Consider the following 16,599-nt stretch of genomic DNA (forward strand, 5'->3'; position numbering starts at 1 on the left):
GAGAGACCGGTGCGAAGACCGGGCGGTCAGCTCGTACGGGGCCGCCCGTCCCCCGGGAGCGGTCGCATCGCCCCCAGAAGGGTCGCGAGGGTCACGCGGGCGAACCCGATCCGGGCGTCGCTCGCCCCGTACGGCAGCCAGAGGGCGTCCGCGTGCAGCAGGCCGCCGCAGGAGTACACGACGTTGGGCACGTACCCCTCGCGCTCGGTGTCGCCGGGGGTGAGGAGCGTGCCCGGCAGCTCGGCGACGACGCGGTGCGGCTCGTCCAGGTCGAGCAGCAGCGCGCCGATGGCGTAGCGGCGCATCGGGCCGACGCCGTGGGTCAGGACGAGCCAGCCCGACTCGGTCTCCAGGGGGGATCCGCAGTTGCCGACCTGGATCAGCTCCCAGCCGCTGCGGGGGGAGTGGAGCCGTACCGGCCGCTGCCACCTGCTGTCCTCGCCGAGGGAGGTCAGCCCGATGGTCTCGCCGTCGGAGCGGCACAGCGCCAGCAGGCGCCCGCCCACCGGGCGCGGGAACAGCGCCATCCCCTTGTTCGCGGCGGCGGGCCCGCGCAGCGGGGTGACCTCGAAGGTCCGCAGGTCGTCGCTGGTGAGCATGCGCGAGCGGATGTGCCGCCCGTCGTAGGCGGTGTAGGTGGCGCGGTACGAAGGCGTGCCGTCCTCGCCGACAAACCGCACGAAACGGGCATCCTCCATCCCGTTGCTCTCGGCCGCCCCGGCGGGCCAGAGCACCCGCCGCTCGATGGGGACGTCGGCGGGGAAGGTCACGGCGTAGTCGGAGGCGGTCGCCCGCCGCAGCTCCTCCACGGTGCCGTGCGTGGTGGTGCGGGTGAGCAGGTCGGTGGGGAGCCGGGCGACCGCCCGCTCGAAGTCGTCGTCGTCGAAGAGTTCCGGCAGCGAGCCCAGCACGGTGGAGGAGACCTCGTTGTCCCGGTCCTCGTCGGCGAGCGCGGCGGCGAGCAGGTCGCGCCGGTGGGGGACGCTGTGCCGGGGGCCGGTGGTCAGCGGTCCCGAGCGGTCGGCGACGACGAGCTCGTCGCCGGGGCCGAGCACCGCCGTGGCGAAGCCGATGGACGACAGGTGGCCCTCGCCGATCTGCCGGGTGCTGATCACCACGCGCAGCCGTCCCGGGCCCAGCCCTGACTGGTCGGGGTGGGCGACCATCGAGGGGTTGCACAGCGCGGCGCCCTCCACCGCGTACTCGTGGCTGAAGTAGGCGCCGACCAGGAGCCGGGCCGCCGGTCGCAGGTCGAGGTGGTCGGGGACCCGGTAGCGGACCAGGTCGTAATGGTGCAGGAAGGTCGCCGCGAGGTCGCGGTGCCGGTCACCGAACCCCCGCAGCGTCTCCTCCAGCAGCGCGGCGGTCTCGTCGTGGCCGAGGAGCGTGATGCGGTCGATCAGGGCGGAGGCCCGGCTGCGCGTCAGGGCGGCGTCCTCGCCGGGGACGAACAGCTTGATGATCACCCGTCGTGGGTCGGGAGCGAGGGTCTGGTCGAGCCTGGTGGCCAGGTCCCGTACGGTCATGCCCCCCCACCCCCCGATCTCGCGGCCGGTACGCGGCGCCGCGCGGGAGAGGCGGCCGGGATACGGCGCCCGCCGGTGATCGCGGTCAGGGGAAGGCGCCTTCCGGGAGGGGCGGCCAGGACGTGGTGCCCTGTGGGGGTAGTGGCCGGGACGCGGCGCCCGCCGGTGATCGCGGTCAGGAGAAGGCGCCTTCCGGGAGGGGCGGCCAGGACGTGGTGCCCTGTGGGGGTAGTGGCCGGGACGCTGTGCCCGCCGTGGATCGCGGCCGGGAAACAGCGCCTTCCTGGAGGAGCGGCCGGGACGCGGTGCTTCGCGGGAGTGGCGGCCGGGGCGTCGCGCTCGCCGGGGGTCATCGCCGGGACACGGTGTCCCCCCGGAGGGTCGGGTGGTCCGCGACGCCGGGTGGGGGCCGCGCCATATGGCGCGCTGTACGTCGCGCTATATGTCGCGCCGTATCCCGTCATGACATCCATGACATCATCCCCGCCGGCCTCGTGACCAGGGCGCGATGCCTTCAGAGGACCTCACTCCGCTCGCTCACCAGGCGCTCGGCGTGCTGCAGGGTGGAGATGAGCGCGATGGTCGACTCCGCGCCCTGGTTCAGGTTGGGGCCGTTCAAGGTCAGGCCGTCGTAGCCCCCGCCGGTCGCGACGTCCCACATCGCCGTCCCCCGGTCGTTGGCGCCCTGGAACCACGCCGTCGCCTGCCACACGCCCTCCTGCCAGGAGGGGTCGCCGGTGACGGCGCCCGCCGTGGCGCAGGCGTCGGCGAGCGCGGCGACCTCGATCGGCTGCTGGTCGTAGCGGTCCCACGGCGCGTGCCGCCGCCACCCGGCGACGGGGACGACCGAGAGCCGCCCGTCCCTGGTCTGGATGTCGCGGAGCCAGGTCAGCATCCGCAGGCCGTCGGCGAGCATCGAGCCGTCGCCGCCGAGATGGCCCGCCGCGATGAGCACCTCGGCGAGGGCGGCGTTGGCGTACGTCAGCTCGGGCTGCGGCCACGGCCAGCCGGGATCGGCCGAGGGGACGCCGACCGCGCGGGCGGCGTCCGCGAGCAGGGCTGCGGCCGGGGCGTCGCCCGGCAGGACGCGCAGGACCTCCGCCGCGCCGAGCCCGGCGAACGCCATGGCGCGCGGGTGCGGGGACCGCCTGGCGGCACCGGCGGTGAAGGACATCAGGGCCTCGTCGCGGATCCACGGGGCGGGGTCACGGGCCGCCGCGGTGCCCAGGCCCCACAGCGCCCGTCCCCACCAGTCGCCGAGGCCGGGCTCGTCGGTCCAGCGCCGATCATGGGAGAGGCGGTTGTGGAACGCGCCGGAGCCGTCCTGCGCGTGCGTGAGGAAGGCCAGGTAGCACTCCGCGAGCCGCCGTACCCGGGGGGTGGGCGCCGGTTCGCGGCTGGTCACGACGAGCCCGCGGGCGACGTCGTCGGTGCAGTAGCCGTGCTGGCGGCGGACGACGGCGTGCCTGGCGTGCTCGAACAGGCCGGTGTCGTCGCTCAGCCGCGCCAGGTGCCTGAAACCGGAGATCGCGGGGGCGACCACGGGGGGTGTGGGGGTTGCGGGGGTCACGGCAGGGCCGCCGCCACGGCTGCCGGGCGTCCGGCGAGGAGGCCCCGGGCGAGATCCTCGTAGCGCGCCGCGACGGCGGGCCACAGCAGGGTCGGGACCAGGGCGTGGGTACGGTTCCTGAGGTCCTCGGCCAGGCCGGGCTCGGTGAGGATCCGGCGTACGGCCGAGGCGAGCGCGGCGGGGTCCTCGTGCGGTACGAGCAGGCCGGGCCCGCCGGTGAGCAGCTCCACGGCGTGCGGGAAGGACGTGGCGACCACCGGGACCCCGGCCGCCACCGCCTCGATCAGGACGCCGGAGGTGACCTGCTCGTGCGAGTCGTACGGCAGCACGACCACGTCGGCCGAGCGGATCAGCCGGATCAGCGAGGCCTGGTCGCGGTAGACCGGGTCGTACCGTACGGAGGCGGACACGCCGAGCCGCGTTCCCATCCGCTGCAGCCGGGTGCGGTAGGCCTCCCCGTGGTGCTCGAGCACCTTGGGGTGGGTCTTGCCCGCGATCGTGTACGTGGGCGAGGGAGACAGGTCCCCCAGCAGGGCGAGCGCCCGCAACGCCCACTCGATGCCCTTGCCGGGGCCGATCAGCCCCCAGGTGAGCAGGTGCGGGCGCAGGCGGCGCTGGGCCGGGACGCGCATGTGGTCGGCGGCGCCGTGCGGGATGACGGACACCTTGCCCGGGTTGACGTGGTACCCGGCGAGCAGCCGGTCGCGGGCGGTACCGGTCATGGTGACCACCGCTCCGGCGGCGTCCACGATCTGTTCGAGCAGCCGTCGCTGCCGGGGGGTCGGCCGGGTCAGCACGGTGTGCAGGACCACGACGCTGGGCACCGTGAGATGCCGCAGCAGCGGCAGGATGTCCTGGCCGTCCGTGCCGGGGTAGATGCCGTACTCGTGCTGGACCACCGCGACGTCGAACCGCTCCAGGGCGGAGGCCGCCGCCTTCCAGCTCTCCCGCCCGCCGGGCGCCCAGGTGTGCACGACCTCGGGCGCGGGGCGCGCGTCGTCGGCGTCCGTGGTGACGCGGACGATCCCGCCGCGCCTGCCGCTCCCGGTCAGGTGGGCGGCCAGGGCGGAGTTGAAGGTCGCCAGCCCGCACTGGGTGGGCGGATGGGTGCTGAGAAATCCATATGTACAGGCCAACTGCCAAGCCTTCCGGTCATCGGCCGCCCCGGATCACGGATGCGGACCTCACGCGGTGAAGACGTCCATCGGTCAGCGTGGTGACGGATGGAGCTGAAGCCTGGCGCCGGGGGCCGTCCTCGTCGGGGCCCGGCTGCCGCGACCCCGCAACGGATCGCGGGGGCTACGTCACTCCGACAGTATCAGGGGATTACGCTCGGTCCACTATGTCGCGGTAGATGCGTAAATAGTTGGTCACCATTCTGTCCACGCCGAATCTGCGTTCGGCCTGGGCGCGGCAACCCGCCCGGTCGATCTCACCGACGCGGGAAACCGCGGAGACCGCCTCCTCGACGGTGTCCACCAGGAAGCCCGTCACGCCCGGATCCACGACCTCGGACATCGACCCGCGCCGGTAGGCGACGACGGGGGTGCCGCAGGCCATCGACTCGACCACCGACAGGCCGAAGGGCTCGTCGAACGCGATGGGGTGCAGCAGGGCCGCGTTCCCGCCGAGGATCTCCGCGCGCCGTTCCGGCCCGACCGAGCCGAGGAACCTGACCCGCTCGCCGTCGACGTGCGGGGCGACCCGCTCCTCGAAGTAGCGCCGATCCTGGACGATCCCGCAGACGGTCAGCGGCAGCCCGGCCCGCCGCGCGATCTCGATCGCCGTGTGGGTGCCCTTGTCGGGGTGGACCCGGCCGAAGACGACCAGCCCCGGGCCGCCACGGGGGTCGAAGGGCAGGAGGCCGAGGTCGATGCCGTGATGGACCGTGGCGACGTAGTCCAGCTCGGGGGAGCGGTCGGCGTCGGAGATGGAGACGTAGGCCGACCGGGCGCGGGCGTAGGCGGGCAGGATCCCGGCCCCGGAGAACCCGTGGACCGTGGTGAGCAGCGGGGCCCGGCAGTGGTCCGCGAAGGCCAGGGGCAGCCAGTCGAGGTGGCTGTGCACGAGGTCGAACCCGGCGGAACGCCCCAGCGCGTACGCGACGTGCATCGCCTCCCACACCCGCCCGTCGAGGGACGGATCCTCGGCGTAACCGGTGGGGCAGACCCCGTCGAGCGTCCCCGAGGTGATCGAGTCGAGGGTGGCGAAGAGCGTCACGTCGACGCCTCTGGCGACCAGTCCCTCGGCGAGCAGGCTGGTGACCTGCTCCCACGGCCCGTAGTGGCGCGGCGGCGTACGCCAGGCGACCGGTCCCAGCAGAGCCACCTTCACGGGGCCGCCTTCGTCGGGGCCGTCTCAACAGAAGCCACCTTCACCGGGGCCACTGCCGTCGGAGCCACCGCTGTCGAGGCCGCCTCCGCCGGAGTCGCCTCGGCCGGTGCCACCTCCGCCGAGGGCGCCTTCACCGGTCCCCTTCGGCTCCGGCGCGTACCCGTTTCCGATTCTTTCCCAACCTCACAGGTTCACCCCTCTGCCGGACTTGTAAGGACAGAGCCAGGCAAAAACCACGCTGCTGAAATTCACCAGCATGGTGTGAGGTGTCCGCCCGGCCGTTTCGGTGACCCGGAACCTGATCACCGACCCGTCCCGCATCCAGTCCGCCAGCTCGTCCTCGGTGGGCTCGGGCCCGTGCAGGCGCAGCATCAGGTCGTGGGGCTGCCCGGAGATCCGCAGGTGCAGCTCGCACGTGGGTTCGGTATCCGCCATATTTCGCCGTCCAGACGTCCAGATGGAGTAGACCCGGCGGAGTTGTCGGCGTCCCATTGAGCGTACTCCTCGCGCCGGAGGCCACCCCCCGCACACTCCCCAACCAGGACAAGAAGACCGGCGGGACATCGCGTTCGGGTACGCGTCACCGCGACCGAGAGACAAAATCGAGCGACAAACCCCGTAGTCGGCTTTCGCTCATCACGATGGTTTTGACAGGCCGATCGCCATCCAATCCGGTGCGATTCACCCACCGGAGACGGCGCGATTCTTTCGCTGGAGAATCGGAGAACCGGAGAAATGGCGCGCACGCCACCGTACGAACGCGTATCACCCGGCCGGTCCCGCTCCGGACACGGCGGTCGCGAGGGGCGCCACCGGACACCCGTGCGTGTACGCGTCCTGGGTGCGAGCTGCCCGTACGGTGCCGTCCCCGACGTCCGCGCCCGCATGCTTTGAAGGGCCTTGCCCCGATCGTCGGCCTAGCGGCGGAAAACGCATGACAAATGGTTTGTTCTGCCCTGTCATTGAGCGGCCAATGAGCATTGAATTGTTGATTCTCATGGAAATTTTCGGCAATCCGCGGTCTCATATTCCAGCCAGTTCTTTCGGGATCATTTCTGGGAAGAGGAGAGTCATATGACCAATTCGCGAAGAATTACGGCACTCGCGGCCGCACTCGCGACGGCGGTCAGCCTCGGGACCGCCGGTGCGCAGGCGTCGGCGGCGGTCGCGCACCCCTCGACGGCGGCCGTGCGGTCCCCGGCGGAGGTCGCGGCCCCGCCGCAGGGGCTCCGGATCACCCGCTTCCTCGGTGAGCGGCGCCTGCCGCACAAGATGCGGTTCCGGGGCACCACCGTCGGCGGCCTCTCCGGTCTCGACCGTGACCCGCGCACCGGCACCTGGTACTTCGTCTCCGACGACCGGGGGCGCTACAACCCGGCCCGCTTCTACACGGGCCGCCTCGACATCAACCCGGTCACCGGGGCGTTCACCGGGGTGGACCTCACCGGGGTCACCACCCTGCGGCGCCCCGGCGGGGGCCCCTACCCGGCCTACGGCCGGCCCGGGTCCGCCGATCCCGAGTCGATCCGCTACGACCCGTGGAGCCGCAGGCTGCTGTGGGCCAGCGAGGGCGACCGGCCGGACGCGGAGAACCCCGGCATCCCGGTGTCCGACCTGTCCGTCCGCTGGACCGGCGCCGACGGCCGCCACCTGGGAGAGCTGCCCGTTCCCCGCAACCTGAAGCTGACCGCCACCGACAGCGGCCCCCGGCGCAACCTCGGATTCGAGGGGCTGACCTCCACGCAGCGGATCATCGCGGCCATCACGAAGGGCCCGAGGTACGAGGACGGCCCGACGCCGACCGTCAGCCGGGGCGCCACGACCCGCATCACCGTGTGGGACCGCGACGGCCGCCCGCGCGGGCAGTACGCCTACCCGATCGACAAGCTCCCGGCGGCGCCGATCCCGGCGAACGGCAAGTCCGACAGCGGGGTCTCGGAGATCCTGGCGATCGACGACAACCGCTACCTCGCCCTTGAGCGCTCCTGGATCGAGGGGGTCAACTACCGGGCCAAGCTGTACGAGATCGACCTGCGCGGTGCCACGAACGTGCTGTCCCGCGACAGCCTGACCGCCGGACGCCCGTACCGCCCCGTTTCCAAGCGTCTCGTCTCCGACCTCAGCACGGTACGGCCCCCGGTGCAGAACCTGGAGAGCCTCGCCTGGGGACCGCGCCTGCGCAACGGCGAGTGCACGCTGGTGATCGGCTCCGACGACGGCTTCGACAGAGACGAGGCCACCCAGTTCCTGGCCTTCGCCGCCCGGGGCTGCTGACGGGCACCATGGCGAGACCGCCGTCCGCGAGGTGACGGCGGCCCCATCGAGTGAGAACTCCGGCGTGGCCGGGACCCGCGACACGGGTCCCGGCCACGCTCGCTGTCGCGGGACGAGAGCCCCCATGCTGATGACGTGAACGAGGAACACCTGCCGATCGGGCGGTTCGCCCGGCTGTGCCGGCTCAGCGTCAAGCAACTGCGCCACTACGACGAGCTGGGCCTGCTGCCCCCGGCCCACGTCGATCCGGACACCGGCTACCGCTACTACCGCCCAGACCAGGCACGCGCCGCGATGCTGATCGGCCTGCTGCGCTCCCTCGACGTACCCCTTCCCGAGATCGGGCGGGTGCTGTCCGGCGAGGCGGGCGTGCTCGGCGGCGTACGCGACCGCATGGAGGCCGACCTGGCGCGCCGCGAGCGCAATTTCGCCGCGCTCGAACGCATCCTCTCCGAGGGCCTGCCCCGCCCGGAGGTGACCGTCGTCCGCGAGCCCTCCCGCGAGGTGGCCGTCGTCAGGGACACCGCGCCTCGGGAGCGGATCGGTCCCGTCACCTCGGCGTGCGTGGCCCGGCTGCTCGCGGCGGCGGGCGCCCCGGACGGGATGCTGGTCGGCCTCTTCCCCCTCGACCTCGCGGAGGAGGTGGTCGTGGCCGTCGCGCTGGAGACGTCCGAGGACGTCCCGGGGACGTCCCGGGATATCCTGCCCGGCGGCCTGTACGCGTCGGCGACCCACGTCGGGGCGTACGACCAGATCCCGCTCACCACGCACGCGCTACTCGCCTGGGTGGGCGAACGCGGGCGCACACCTCGCGGTCCGCTGTGTGAGGTCTACGTCTCCAATCCCGCCACCACGCCACAGGACCGGCTGGTGACGCATCTGATGATCAAAGTGGCGGACCCGGAATGAACTGGTATTCGAGTGCGTGCGCATAGGACCGCGCCACAAGATCTCCCTGTTCGACTGCGGGAGAGCGATCCGGAGAGGCCGCGGACCATACTCCGCCGGGCGGGCGCGGCTTTGAGGTGACGGCCTTTCCCGCTACCACCGCGACGGGAGGGGTGGAAGCCCGTACGGCATTAACGCCAGTCCCAAACTACCGAAAATCCCCGCATTAAAGTCCCCCTAAGATCCGCTGGGGTTCGCCGGGGCCGTGCCTTCGGAAGCCGTCTGACCGGGGTCGTTCCGGCTCAGGAGGTCCCCGGGCCCCCGTTCCCCGGTGCCCGCCCGCCGATGGCCAAAAATATATAAATTCTTGGATTCGCCGGAGTCTTCGAGACGCCTCTCGGCATAGCTCCAGGTTGTTGACTATCCGCCCGTTTCTCCGATTTTCGGTCAGTCGATCTATGCCCTGTCCTAGAACTTTGTTCGCGTAATGACAAATTTAATGATTTACCTATACGATCGCCGTTCGTGGTTGGAGTTGATCTTTCAGGAACCCGATTGGCCAATGACCTGTTCTTTGTCATGCATGACAATGCGACCGGCCGGATGAGGCTTCATGCCCGCCTGACCGGTCTGGGGCTGGCCGCCGCCATCCTGGGAGAACTGATGCTCGCCGGGCGGATAACCGTGGGATTGGCGGCGGGACAGATACGGCTCGTCGCCCTCGACGCGGAGCCGCCAGGAGACGCGCTCACCAGGACCGCCCTGGACCATATCGTCGCCGAGCCCTCACACCGCTTCCGGACCTGGCTGCACTTTCTCGCCCGTACGGCACTCACCGACGTGGCGGCCCGGATGACCGACGACGGGCTGCTGCGCCCGCCCGGCAGGCGCCCGTCGCGGAGGCGGCTGCCGGTCGACGTGAACATCGCGGGGTGGCCCGCCGGACGCGTCAACCTGGCGATCCAACGCCGGGAGCCCCTCAACGTCCAGGACCGCGTCCTGCTGGGGCTGCTCGTCGCGACCGGTGGCAACCAGCTCGTCCTGTGGGAGCAGAACCCGAGGTATCTCTCCGACGCGATCGCCGCCCTCCCGGCGCCGCTCCAGGAACTGATCGCCCAGACCGAGGCTGCCGTGGGTGACTCCGTCATCAGCCGCCGGTGAACCCCCCTCATCCCAAGGATCCCTCAATGTCCGTGACAGAGCGAAGGGTCAGCGCCGTCTCCGCCGCGCTCGCCCAGGACCGCCTCGGCGTGCCGTCGGTGGTGTTCTTCGTCATCTCGGCGGCGGCGCCACTGACCGTCATCGGCGGCTCGGTGACCGCCGCCTACGCCGCGACCGGCGTGACCGGCGTGCCGCTCGCCTTCATCCTGCTCGGAGCCATCCTCGGCCTGTTCGCCGTCGGGTACGTGACGATGGCCCGCCACGTCGTCAACGCCGGGGCGTTCTACGCGTACACCGCGAAAGGGCTCGGCAGGCCGGTGGGGGTGGCGACCGCGTGGGTGGCGTTGCTGGCCTACAACGCGCTCCAGGTGGGTCTCTACGGCATGATCGGCGCGGCCGCCCAGCCGCTGATCGCCGACTGGTTCGGCAGCTCCCCGCCCTGGTGGGTCATCGGTCTTGTCGCCTGGGTGCTGACCGGGGTGCTCGGCCTGATGCGGGTCGACGTGAACGGGAAGGTCCTGTCGGTCCTGCTGCTGACGGAGATAGCCGTCGTCGTCGTGTTCGACATCGCGGACCTGGTCAACCCGTCGGCCTCGGGCTACAGCCTCGACGTCTTCGACCCGTCGAACCTCTTCGTCCCCGGGATCGGAGCGGTGGTCGCGATCTGCATCGCGTCCTTCGCGGGCTTCGAGTCGTCGGTGGTGTTCTCCGAGGAGACCAAGGACCCGAGGCGCACGGTGCCGATCGCGACCTATGTCGCGCTCGCCGTCATCTCCGGCCTCTACGCCGTGTCGTCCTGGGCGATGACCGTGCCGATCGGCTCGGACAAGATCGTCGATGCCTCGCGCGAGCAGAGTTCGGCCCTGCTGTTCAACCTGGCCGGGCAGCACCTGGGGTCGACCATCGCCACCATCGGCTCCCTCCTGTTCGTGACGAGCCTGTTCGCCGCGCTGATCGCCTTCCACAACACGATCTCCCGCTACGTCTTCGCCCTCGGCAGGGAGCGGGTCCTGCCCGAGACCTTCGGCCGCACCTCCCCCCGGACCGGCGCCCCGGTCAACGGCTCGGTGGCGCAGAGCGTCATCGGGCTGGCCACGATCGTCATCTACGCGGTCTTCGGCCTGGACCCGGTCGTCCAGTTGTTCTTCACCGTCGGGTCGTTCGGCGGCCTGGGACTGCTCATGATGCTGGCGGCCACCTCGGTCTCCGTACTGGTCTTCTTCGCCAAGAACCCCAACCAGGAGAACGCCTGGCGCACCAAGATCGCCCCGGCCATCTCCTCGGTGCTGCTGGTCGTGGTCATCGTGCTCGTCATGGCCAACTTCGACACCGTGCTCGGCGTGGCCCCCGACTCCCCGCTCCGCTGGATCATGCCCGCCGTCTACTTCGTCGCCGTGGGACTCGGCGTCCTGTGGGGACTCGCCCTGCGGGCCAGCAAGCCGAAGGTGTACGCCAACATCGGGCTGGGCGCCCAGGCGGCCGTGGGAGGGACCGAATGACCGAGATCGTTCGCGTTCAGAACGCTCCCGGGGCCGCCGAGACCATCGGCGCGATCATCGCCACCTCCTTCCACGAGCAGGAGATCTCGGCCTGGATGATCCCGCCGGACGACGACCGCCGCCGGGTGATGCCCCCCTTCTTCTCCATGACCACCGAGAGCGCCCTCGTCCACGGCGAGGTCCACGCCACGGCCGACATGTCCGCGGTGGCCGTGTGGTTCCACAAGGGCGTCGAGCCGCTGCCCGAGATTCCCGACCGGGTCGCCCGGGTGGAGGCGTTCGCCGGTCCCCACGCGGAGCGCATCGAGCAGATGGGGGAGGAGATGGACAAGCGCCACCCCCACGACCCGCACCACTACCTGGCGTTCCTCGCCGTGCTCCCCGGACACCAGGGACGGAAGTCGGGGACCCGGCTGCTTGAGGAGCACCACCGCGAGCTCGACGAGGCGGGGATGGCCGCGTACCTGGAGGCCAGCAGCACCCGCAGCCGTGCGCTCTACCTGCGCCACGGCTACCAGGACCTCGGCGACCCGATGTTCATGCCCGGCGGCCCGCCGATGTACCCGATGTGGCGCCCGCCGAACCCCTGACCTGGAGCCCCCGGCCCGTCGCGGGCCGGGGACGGCGGCGGCTCCGGCGCCGCCGCCGAGGACCCTCGACCGCTGGATCGAGGTCAGCCGGGCGCTCAGGCCGTCCTGACCTCCGCTCCTGGGCTGATCTTCCATCCGCCCAGGAGCGGATGTGTCGCTCGGGGGAGTCGCTCTAGATCGCGGCCACGGTGTTTCCCCGACCTCCCGACCTCCGCGGTTCGGGAGGTTCAGGCCCGCCGGTCGAGGGGGCTTCGGGAGATGTCCCCTCACTGTTCATCCCGGCTACGTGACGGCGGTGAACGAACCGTTGGAACCATGGGCGGGCGAGAACGGGAAGCCACGACCCTGGAGCACGTACGGTGAGACCGACCAGCCCTGTCACCGATGTCGCCGACGTTTCCGGTGACACCTCCCTGCTCCGCGAGTTCCTGAGATCCCCGCTGACGACCGCTACGGTCGCCCCGAGCTCGCGATGGCTCGCCGCGCAGATGGTCGTGCCGATTCCCGAACGCGGAGAACCGACGGTCGTGGAGCTGGGGCCGGGCACCGGGGCGTTCACCCAGGCCATCCAGGACCGCCTGGGAGGCAGGGGACGTCACCTGGCCGTCGAGCTCAACCCGCGCCTCGCCGGGCTCCTCGGCCGCCGCTTCCCCGGGGTCGAGGTCGTGCACGCCCACGCGGCCGATCTGCCCCGGTTGATGGCCGAGCGCGGCCTGTCCGCCGACGTCGTGGTCAGCGGGCTGCCCTGGGTCGCGTTCCGGCCGGTCGAGGGCGTACGACTGCTGCCGCTGGTGGCCGACTCGCTCTCCCCCAACGGGGTGTTCACCCAGTTCGCCTACCGCTGGACGCGGTGGGCGCCCCCCGCGCGGGAGCACCGCCGCGACCTCCGTACGACGTTCGAGGAGGTCCTGCTCAGCCGGACGGTGTGGCGCAACCTGCCCCCCGCCCTGGTGTACCTCGCCCGCCGCCCCCGCTGACAGGCCGTCACCCTCGCTCTCCCGGGGACATTTCCGCTCACCGGGAGAGGTGTCGCCCGCCCGAGGAGTGGTGCCGGGCGTGGAGGCAGGGGTCAGGGGCCGGTGAGGCGGCGGTCTCCACGGGTGGTGACCACGAACACCTGCCAGTTGTAGTAGGCGTAGTAGTTTCCGATGTCCCGCTTGATCTGGCGCGCGTGCAGCAACACCGCGTTGACGTACGCCTGGGAGTGGTTGTAGGCGTACAGCGCGCGCCGGTAGTCGCGCGGGGCTCCCGACGCGCGCAGATAGTTGGCCGCGGCGAGCAGGGAGTCGCGGGTGTCCTGGATGTCGCCACCCATCCCGTAGGCGGCCCACGTCCTCGGCATGAACTGCATGGGGCCCTTGGCGCCCGTGTGGCTCGGTGACCGTACGCGGCCGAACTTGGTCTCGACGAACATCACCGCAGCCAGCACCTCCCAGTCCACCCCAAACCGCCGCTCGGCGTGCCGGAAGTGGCCGAGCAGGAAGTCGGCGGGCTTGGGCGGCTGGACACGGAACTTCACCGCCCCGCTGATGGGCCGGACGAGGGAGCGCAGGTCCCGACCGGCCGTCACGTTGTCCTTCGCCTGCCCGGCCAGGGCCTTCGGCAACCTGGCGTAGGTGCGGGAGGCGACCTTCGGGTTGAGCACCAGGTAGCGGTAGATGCGCTGCTGGTGCAGGGCCAGCAGCACCACCGGCTCGGGGGGACTCCCCTTGCCGGGGTCGCCCTCACGCCTCCAGGCGTCGATGGCACGCCGGAGCTCCGCGGTGGTCGTGGTCAGGGAACGGGCCAGCCGCGACGGATCGGTGGGGATCGCCGCTTCCGGGTCGGGCGGCGCGGGCACCTGACCCGCGGGCGCCGACTGGTGCGCGGACTCCTGTGCTGGTGACGGTGTCGTCTCCTGGCCATCGGCGGCCGGCGCGGCGGCACTTCGAGAGGGGGCGCTTCGCGGGGCGGAGCTCTCCGCGACCGAGCCTTGTGAAGCGCCGTTTTGTGAGGTGTCACTTTGCGAGGCTTCGCTTTGTGAGGCGCCGCTTTGTGAGGCTTCGCTTTGCGAGATGGAGCCCTGTGAGGCGAAGTCCTGTGAGGCGGCGCTTTGTGAGGTGGCACCTTGTGATGGGGCGCAGCCGGAGACCGCGACGACCAGGCCGACGAGCGAGGCGACCATCGGCCTCCCGCGCGACCGGCCCGCGCGCACGCCCGGCGCCCTGCCCTCCGAAGCGTCCGGGCGCGTGGGTGTCGTCCGCCCGTCCGGCCGGTAGCCACGCTCCGGCCGTGAAACCTCCGCGTGCTGATCGTTCATCGGCCCCAACGTACCCGAGCGACGGCCTCCCGGCCCGCTTTCCCACATAACGGGATTTGTCATACCGATACCGAAACCCGACCGGCGCGGCCAATGGTGGGCGCCTGTCCGGTTTCATGTTCGCCGGAAACGACGATGCGCCGACCGTACCCCTCATATGTATCGCCTGGTCAGGCCGTTCACCGGAAACGACGATGCGCCGACCGTACCCCTCATGTGTATCGCCTGGTCAGGCCGATAACCGGCCCCCCGGGGCCGCTCTACGGGCCGTTCTTCCCCTCGTACTCCCCGCCGCCCGAAACAGCCGTCCCGGCGGTGGTGGAGAAGCCGCGCGGGGAGCCGGGAGAAGGTGCCTGCCACCGGTGCTTCGAGGTTTCGGTAAGGCGATATACCGCAGATATACAGGCTCGAAGCACCCTTTCCTCATCCGCTGGAGACGCGGGTTTGACGAGGGGAGATGCGAGAGGGCGATGGACACCCGCTCCTGACACATCGGTGCGGTTACCGCGCCGGGGAGAGCAACCGAACGATCCGATGGTCACACACCGTACGGCCGCGGGGAATGCTCGGCGCCCCGCTGATTCTCTCAACCGTGAATGTGCTGTCACGTGAAACGTTAGTGCGGGAAGGTGGGGGCTTTCTTACATGATACGGCTTTGTGAATTGCCTGTTGGGGGGCGACTCGATTTCCAGTGTGAGACGGGCGAGAAGTCGGTGGTCTCGCCGGATCACCCCGGCCCCGAAGCCGACGACTTCCGGGCCGAGACGAATATCGTCGACCTCGGTATCACCCGACTGTCACGGGTGCGTTGCACGTCATTCGAGGCACGTCGCGGACGGCACCGGATCCACCCGTCCGGCCCCGGCCTGTACCAGCTCTCGCTGACCCTCCGGCCCCGGCCGGAAACGCGGCGGCGAGGCCAGGAAGCCGACCTCGGATCGGCGGAGCTGCTGCTGTACGACACCTCCAGGCCCTTCCACGCCTGGACACCGGCCGACGGCCGTGAGGCACCCGGGGACGGACGTCCGGCGAATCCGGCCGACGCCCTGATCCTGCAGTTCCCCCGTGAGGCCCTGCCGGTTCCCACCGCCGAGGTCGAACGACTCCTGGGAGTACGGCTACCGGCGCGGAAGGGAGTCGGCGCGCTGCTGTCCAGGTTCCTGCTCCAGCTGATCCGGCAACGTGATCCGTTCCCGCCCCAGGAGGCCGACCGGATCTCCAGGGTTATCCTCGACCTCCTCGCGACCCTGCTGACCCAGGACCTCGACGCGCGCCCGGCGACGTCGCCGGACGGTCCACGAGGGCTCATGGTCATGCGCATCCAGGCGTTCATCGAACGGAACCTGGGAGACGCGACCCTGTCCCCTTCGATGATCGCCTCCGCCCACCACATCTCCATCCGGCACCTGCACAGGCTGTTCGAGGAGCAGGACCTCAGCGTCGCGCGCTGGATCCGGCAGCGCCAGCTCGAACGCTGCCGACGCGACCTGGCCGATCCCGTACTGGACGCCCTACCGGTCCGCGCCATCGCCGCCCGGTGGGGCTTCGGCAGCGAATCGCACTTCAACAGGGCGTTCCGCGCCGCCTACGGCATACCCCCCGCGGCCTATCGGCGCAGCCTGCGAGATTCCGCGGACACGGCCGTCGCGCACTGGCCGGTCCCGCTCCAAGGCCGGACCGGCTTTCATGATCAGGCTCCGTGGTTCCTGCCCTAGGCTCGTCGCGCCCCTGAAACGACAGGGCGTTGCACTCGTGCGGCGGCCGGGAGAGTGCTGGGCGCACTGAGACCGCGACATCCTCGACGTACTTGTGACGGTGTTCGGGGCGACACCGGCGCGCCAGGCGGGGAAATCAATGACACGACCGGTGGGAGCCAGTCCGGCTGGCCACACGGGCAGGACCCCACCGGCATGGGCACCATCTCCGGACTCCTTGACAGGGCCGAATCCAGCACGATAGAAAACCACCTAGTTATAGAACCGAAAGGTAATCAAGTGGCTGCCGACGTTCTCGACGCGACGTTCGCCGCGCTGGCCGACCCGACCCGGCGAGCGATCCTGGCCCGGCTGATGGAGGGCGAGGCCACGGTGACCGAGCTGGCCGCGCCGTTCGCGATGAGCCAGCCGGGCATCTCCAAGCACCTGCGGGTGCTGGAACGCGCCGGACTGATCTCCCGCGGACGCGACGCGCAGCGCAGGCCCCGCCGCCTGGAGCCCGGCCCGCTCAGGGACGCCATGGACTGGCTGTCGAACTACCGCTCCTACTGGGAGGAGAGCTACCAGAAGCTGGACGACCTTCTCGGCGATCTTGAGCCCAGCGGAACAAACGCCATACGGGAGGCCCCGCGGCCTGCTGAAACAAACGCCATACGGGAGGCCCCGCGGCCTGCTGAAACAAACGCTGTACAGGAGAGCCCGTGTCCCGCTGAAGCGAACGCCGTACGAGAGAACTCGCGGC

General features: G+C 70.8%; 13 protein-coding genes and 1 pseudogene. 8 read left to right on the top strand and 6 right to left on the bottom strand.

Features of this window, described 5'->3' with window-relative positions:
* Positions 1–26: 26 nt before the first annotated feature.
* The 5 genes from ACW9TB_RS26915 to ACW9TB_RS26935 all read right to left on the bottom strand — a co-directional run bounded on the left by ACW9TB_RS26915 (position 27) and on the right by ACW9TB_RS26935 (position 5,865).
* The gene (locus tag ACW9TB_RS26915; protein WP_472750851.1) at positions 27–1,526 is read right to left on the bottom strand and encodes a glycoside hydrolase family 130 protein; all 1,500 of its coding nucleotides are present in this window, start codon (positions 1,524–1,526) and stop codon (positions 27–29) included.
* A gap of 514 nt (positions 1,527–2,040) precedes the next feature.
* A complete protein-coding gene (locus tag ACW9TB_RS26920) occupies positions 2,041–3,096 on the bottom strand; it encodes a glycosyltransferase (protein WP_472750852.1) in 1,056 nt (351 codons plus the stop codon).
* Entirely contained in the window at positions 3,093–4,232 is a 1,140-nt protein-coding gene (locus tag ACW9TB_RS26925) for a glycosyltransferase (RefSeq protein ID WP_472750853.1), read from the bottom strand. The genes ACW9TB_RS26920 and ACW9TB_RS26925 overlap by 4 nt, the downstream gene beginning before the upstream one ends.
* Positions 4,233–4,422: 190 nt before the next feature.
* Positions 4,423–5,430: a glycosyltransferase family 4 protein gene (locus tag ACW9TB_RS26930; protein WP_472750854.1), complete on the bottom strand. Its 1,008-nt coding sequence runs from the start codon at positions 5,428–5,430 to the stop codon at positions 4,423–4,425.
* 183 nt (positions 5,431–5,613) lie between these two features.
* Complete coding sequence (locus ACW9TB_RS26935) at positions 5,614–5,865, bottom strand: hypothetical protein (RefSeq protein WP_472750855.1); 252 nt, start codon at positions 5,863–5,865, stop codon at positions 5,614–5,616.
* 639 nt (positions 5,866–6,504) lie between these two features.
* On the opposite strand from ACW9TB_RS26935, the gene ACW9TB_RS26940 reads away from it, so the two are divergent.
* The 6 genes from ACW9TB_RS26940 (at position 6,505) to ACW9TB_RS26965 (ending at position 12,819) form a co-directional block, all read left to right on the top strand.
* On the top strand, positions 6,505–7,704 hold the full coding sequence (locus tag ACW9TB_RS26940; protein ID WP_472750856.1) for an esterase-like activity of phytase family protein: 1,200 nt from the start codon (positions 6,505–6,507) through the stop codon (positions 7,702–7,704).
* Positions 7,705–7,839: 135 nt separating this feature from the next.
* On the top strand, positions 7,840–8,613 hold the full coding sequence (locus ACW9TB_RS26945) for a MerR family transcriptional regulator (RefSeq protein WP_472750857.1): 774 nt from the start codon (positions 7,840–7,842) through the stop codon (positions 8,611–8,613).
* Between the two features lie 504 nt (positions 8,614–9,117).
* Positions 9,118–9,753 carry a GOLPH3/VPS74 family protein gene (locus ACW9TB_RS26950; RefSeq protein ID WP_472750858.1) on the top strand — a complete coding sequence of 212 codons (636 nt, stop codon included), beginning with the start codon at positions 9,118–9,120 and terminating at the stop codon, positions 9,751–9,753.
* A 26-nt stretch (positions 9,754–9,779) separates the two neighbouring features.
* A complete protein-coding gene (locus ACW9TB_RS26955; RefSeq protein ID WP_472750859.1) occupies positions 9,780–11,252 on the top strand; it encodes an APC family permease in 1,473 nt (490 codons plus the stop codon).
* Positions 11,249–11,842: a GNAT family N-acetyltransferase gene (locus ACW9TB_RS26960; RefSeq protein WP_472750860.1), complete on the top strand. Its 594-nt coding sequence runs from the start codon at positions 11,249–11,251 to the stop codon at positions 11,840–11,842. Before ACW9TB_RS26955 ends, ACW9TB_RS26960 begins: the two co-directional genes overlap by 4 nt.
* 359 nt (positions 11,843–12,201) lie before the next feature.
* Positions 12,202–12,819, top strand: a complete 618-nt coding sequence (locus ACW9TB_RS26965) for a class I SAM-dependent methyltransferase (RefSeq protein WP_472750861.1) — start codon at positions 12,202–12,204, stop codon at positions 12,817–12,819.
* A 92-nt stretch (positions 12,820–12,911) separates the two neighbouring features.
* Here ACW9TB_RS26965 and ACW9TB_RS26970 read toward each other — a convergent pair whose 3' ends face one another.
* Positions 12,912–13,682 carry a lytic transglycosylase domain-containing protein gene (locus ACW9TB_RS26970; protein ID WP_472750862.1) on the bottom strand — a complete coding sequence of 257 codons (771 nt, stop codon included), beginning with the start codon at positions 13,680–13,682 and terminating at the stop codon, positions 12,912–12,914.
* Positions 13,683–14,786: 1,104 nt separating this feature from the next.
* On the opposite strand from ACW9TB_RS26970, the gene ACW9TB_RS26975 reads away from it, so the two are divergent.
* Together ACW9TB_RS26975 and ACW9TB_RS26980 are read left to right on the top strand one after the other, a co-directional pair.
* Complete coding sequence (locus ACW9TB_RS26975; protein WP_472750863.1) at positions 14,787–15,857, top strand: helix-turn-helix domain-containing protein; 1,071 nt, start codon at positions 14,787–14,789, stop codon at positions 15,855–15,857.
* A 279-nt stretch (positions 15,858–16,136) separates the two neighbouring features.
* Positions 16,137–16,442: pseudogene (locus tag ACW9TB_RS26980) on the top strand (ArsR/SmtB family transcription factor); the annotation flags it as partial.
* Positions 16,443–16,599 lie beyond the last annotated feature (157 nt).

The sequence above is a fragment of the Streptosporangium sp. H13245 genome, assembly GCF_055690525.1.

Bases quoted from the DNA above. Each gene is read 5' to 3' on its own strand.
- ACW9TB_RS26915 (WP_472750851.1), bottom strand. From the start codon at position 1,526: ATGACCGTACGGGACCTGGCCACCAGGCTCGACCAGACCCTCGCTCCC.
- ACW9TB_RS26935 (WP_472750855.1), bottom strand. From the start codon at position 5,865: ATGGCGGATACCGAACCCACGTGCGAGCTGCACCTGCGGATCTCCGGG.
- ACW9TB_RS26940 (WP_472750856.1), top strand. From the start codon at position 6,505: ATGACCAATTCGCGAAGAATTACGGCACTCGCGGCCGCACTCGCGACG.
- ACW9TB_RS26955 (WP_472750859.1), top strand. From the start codon at position 9,780: ATGTCCGTGACAGAGCGAAGGGTCAGCGCCGTCTCCGCCGCGCTCGCC.
- ACW9TB_RS26960 (WP_472750860.1), top strand. From the start codon at position 11,249: ATGACCGAGATCGTTCGCGTTCAGAACGCTCCCGGGGCCGCCGAGACC.
- ACW9TB_RS26975 (WP_472750863.1), top strand. From the start codon at position 14,787: ATGATACGGCTTTGTGAATTGCCTGTTGGGGGGCGACTCGATTTCCAG.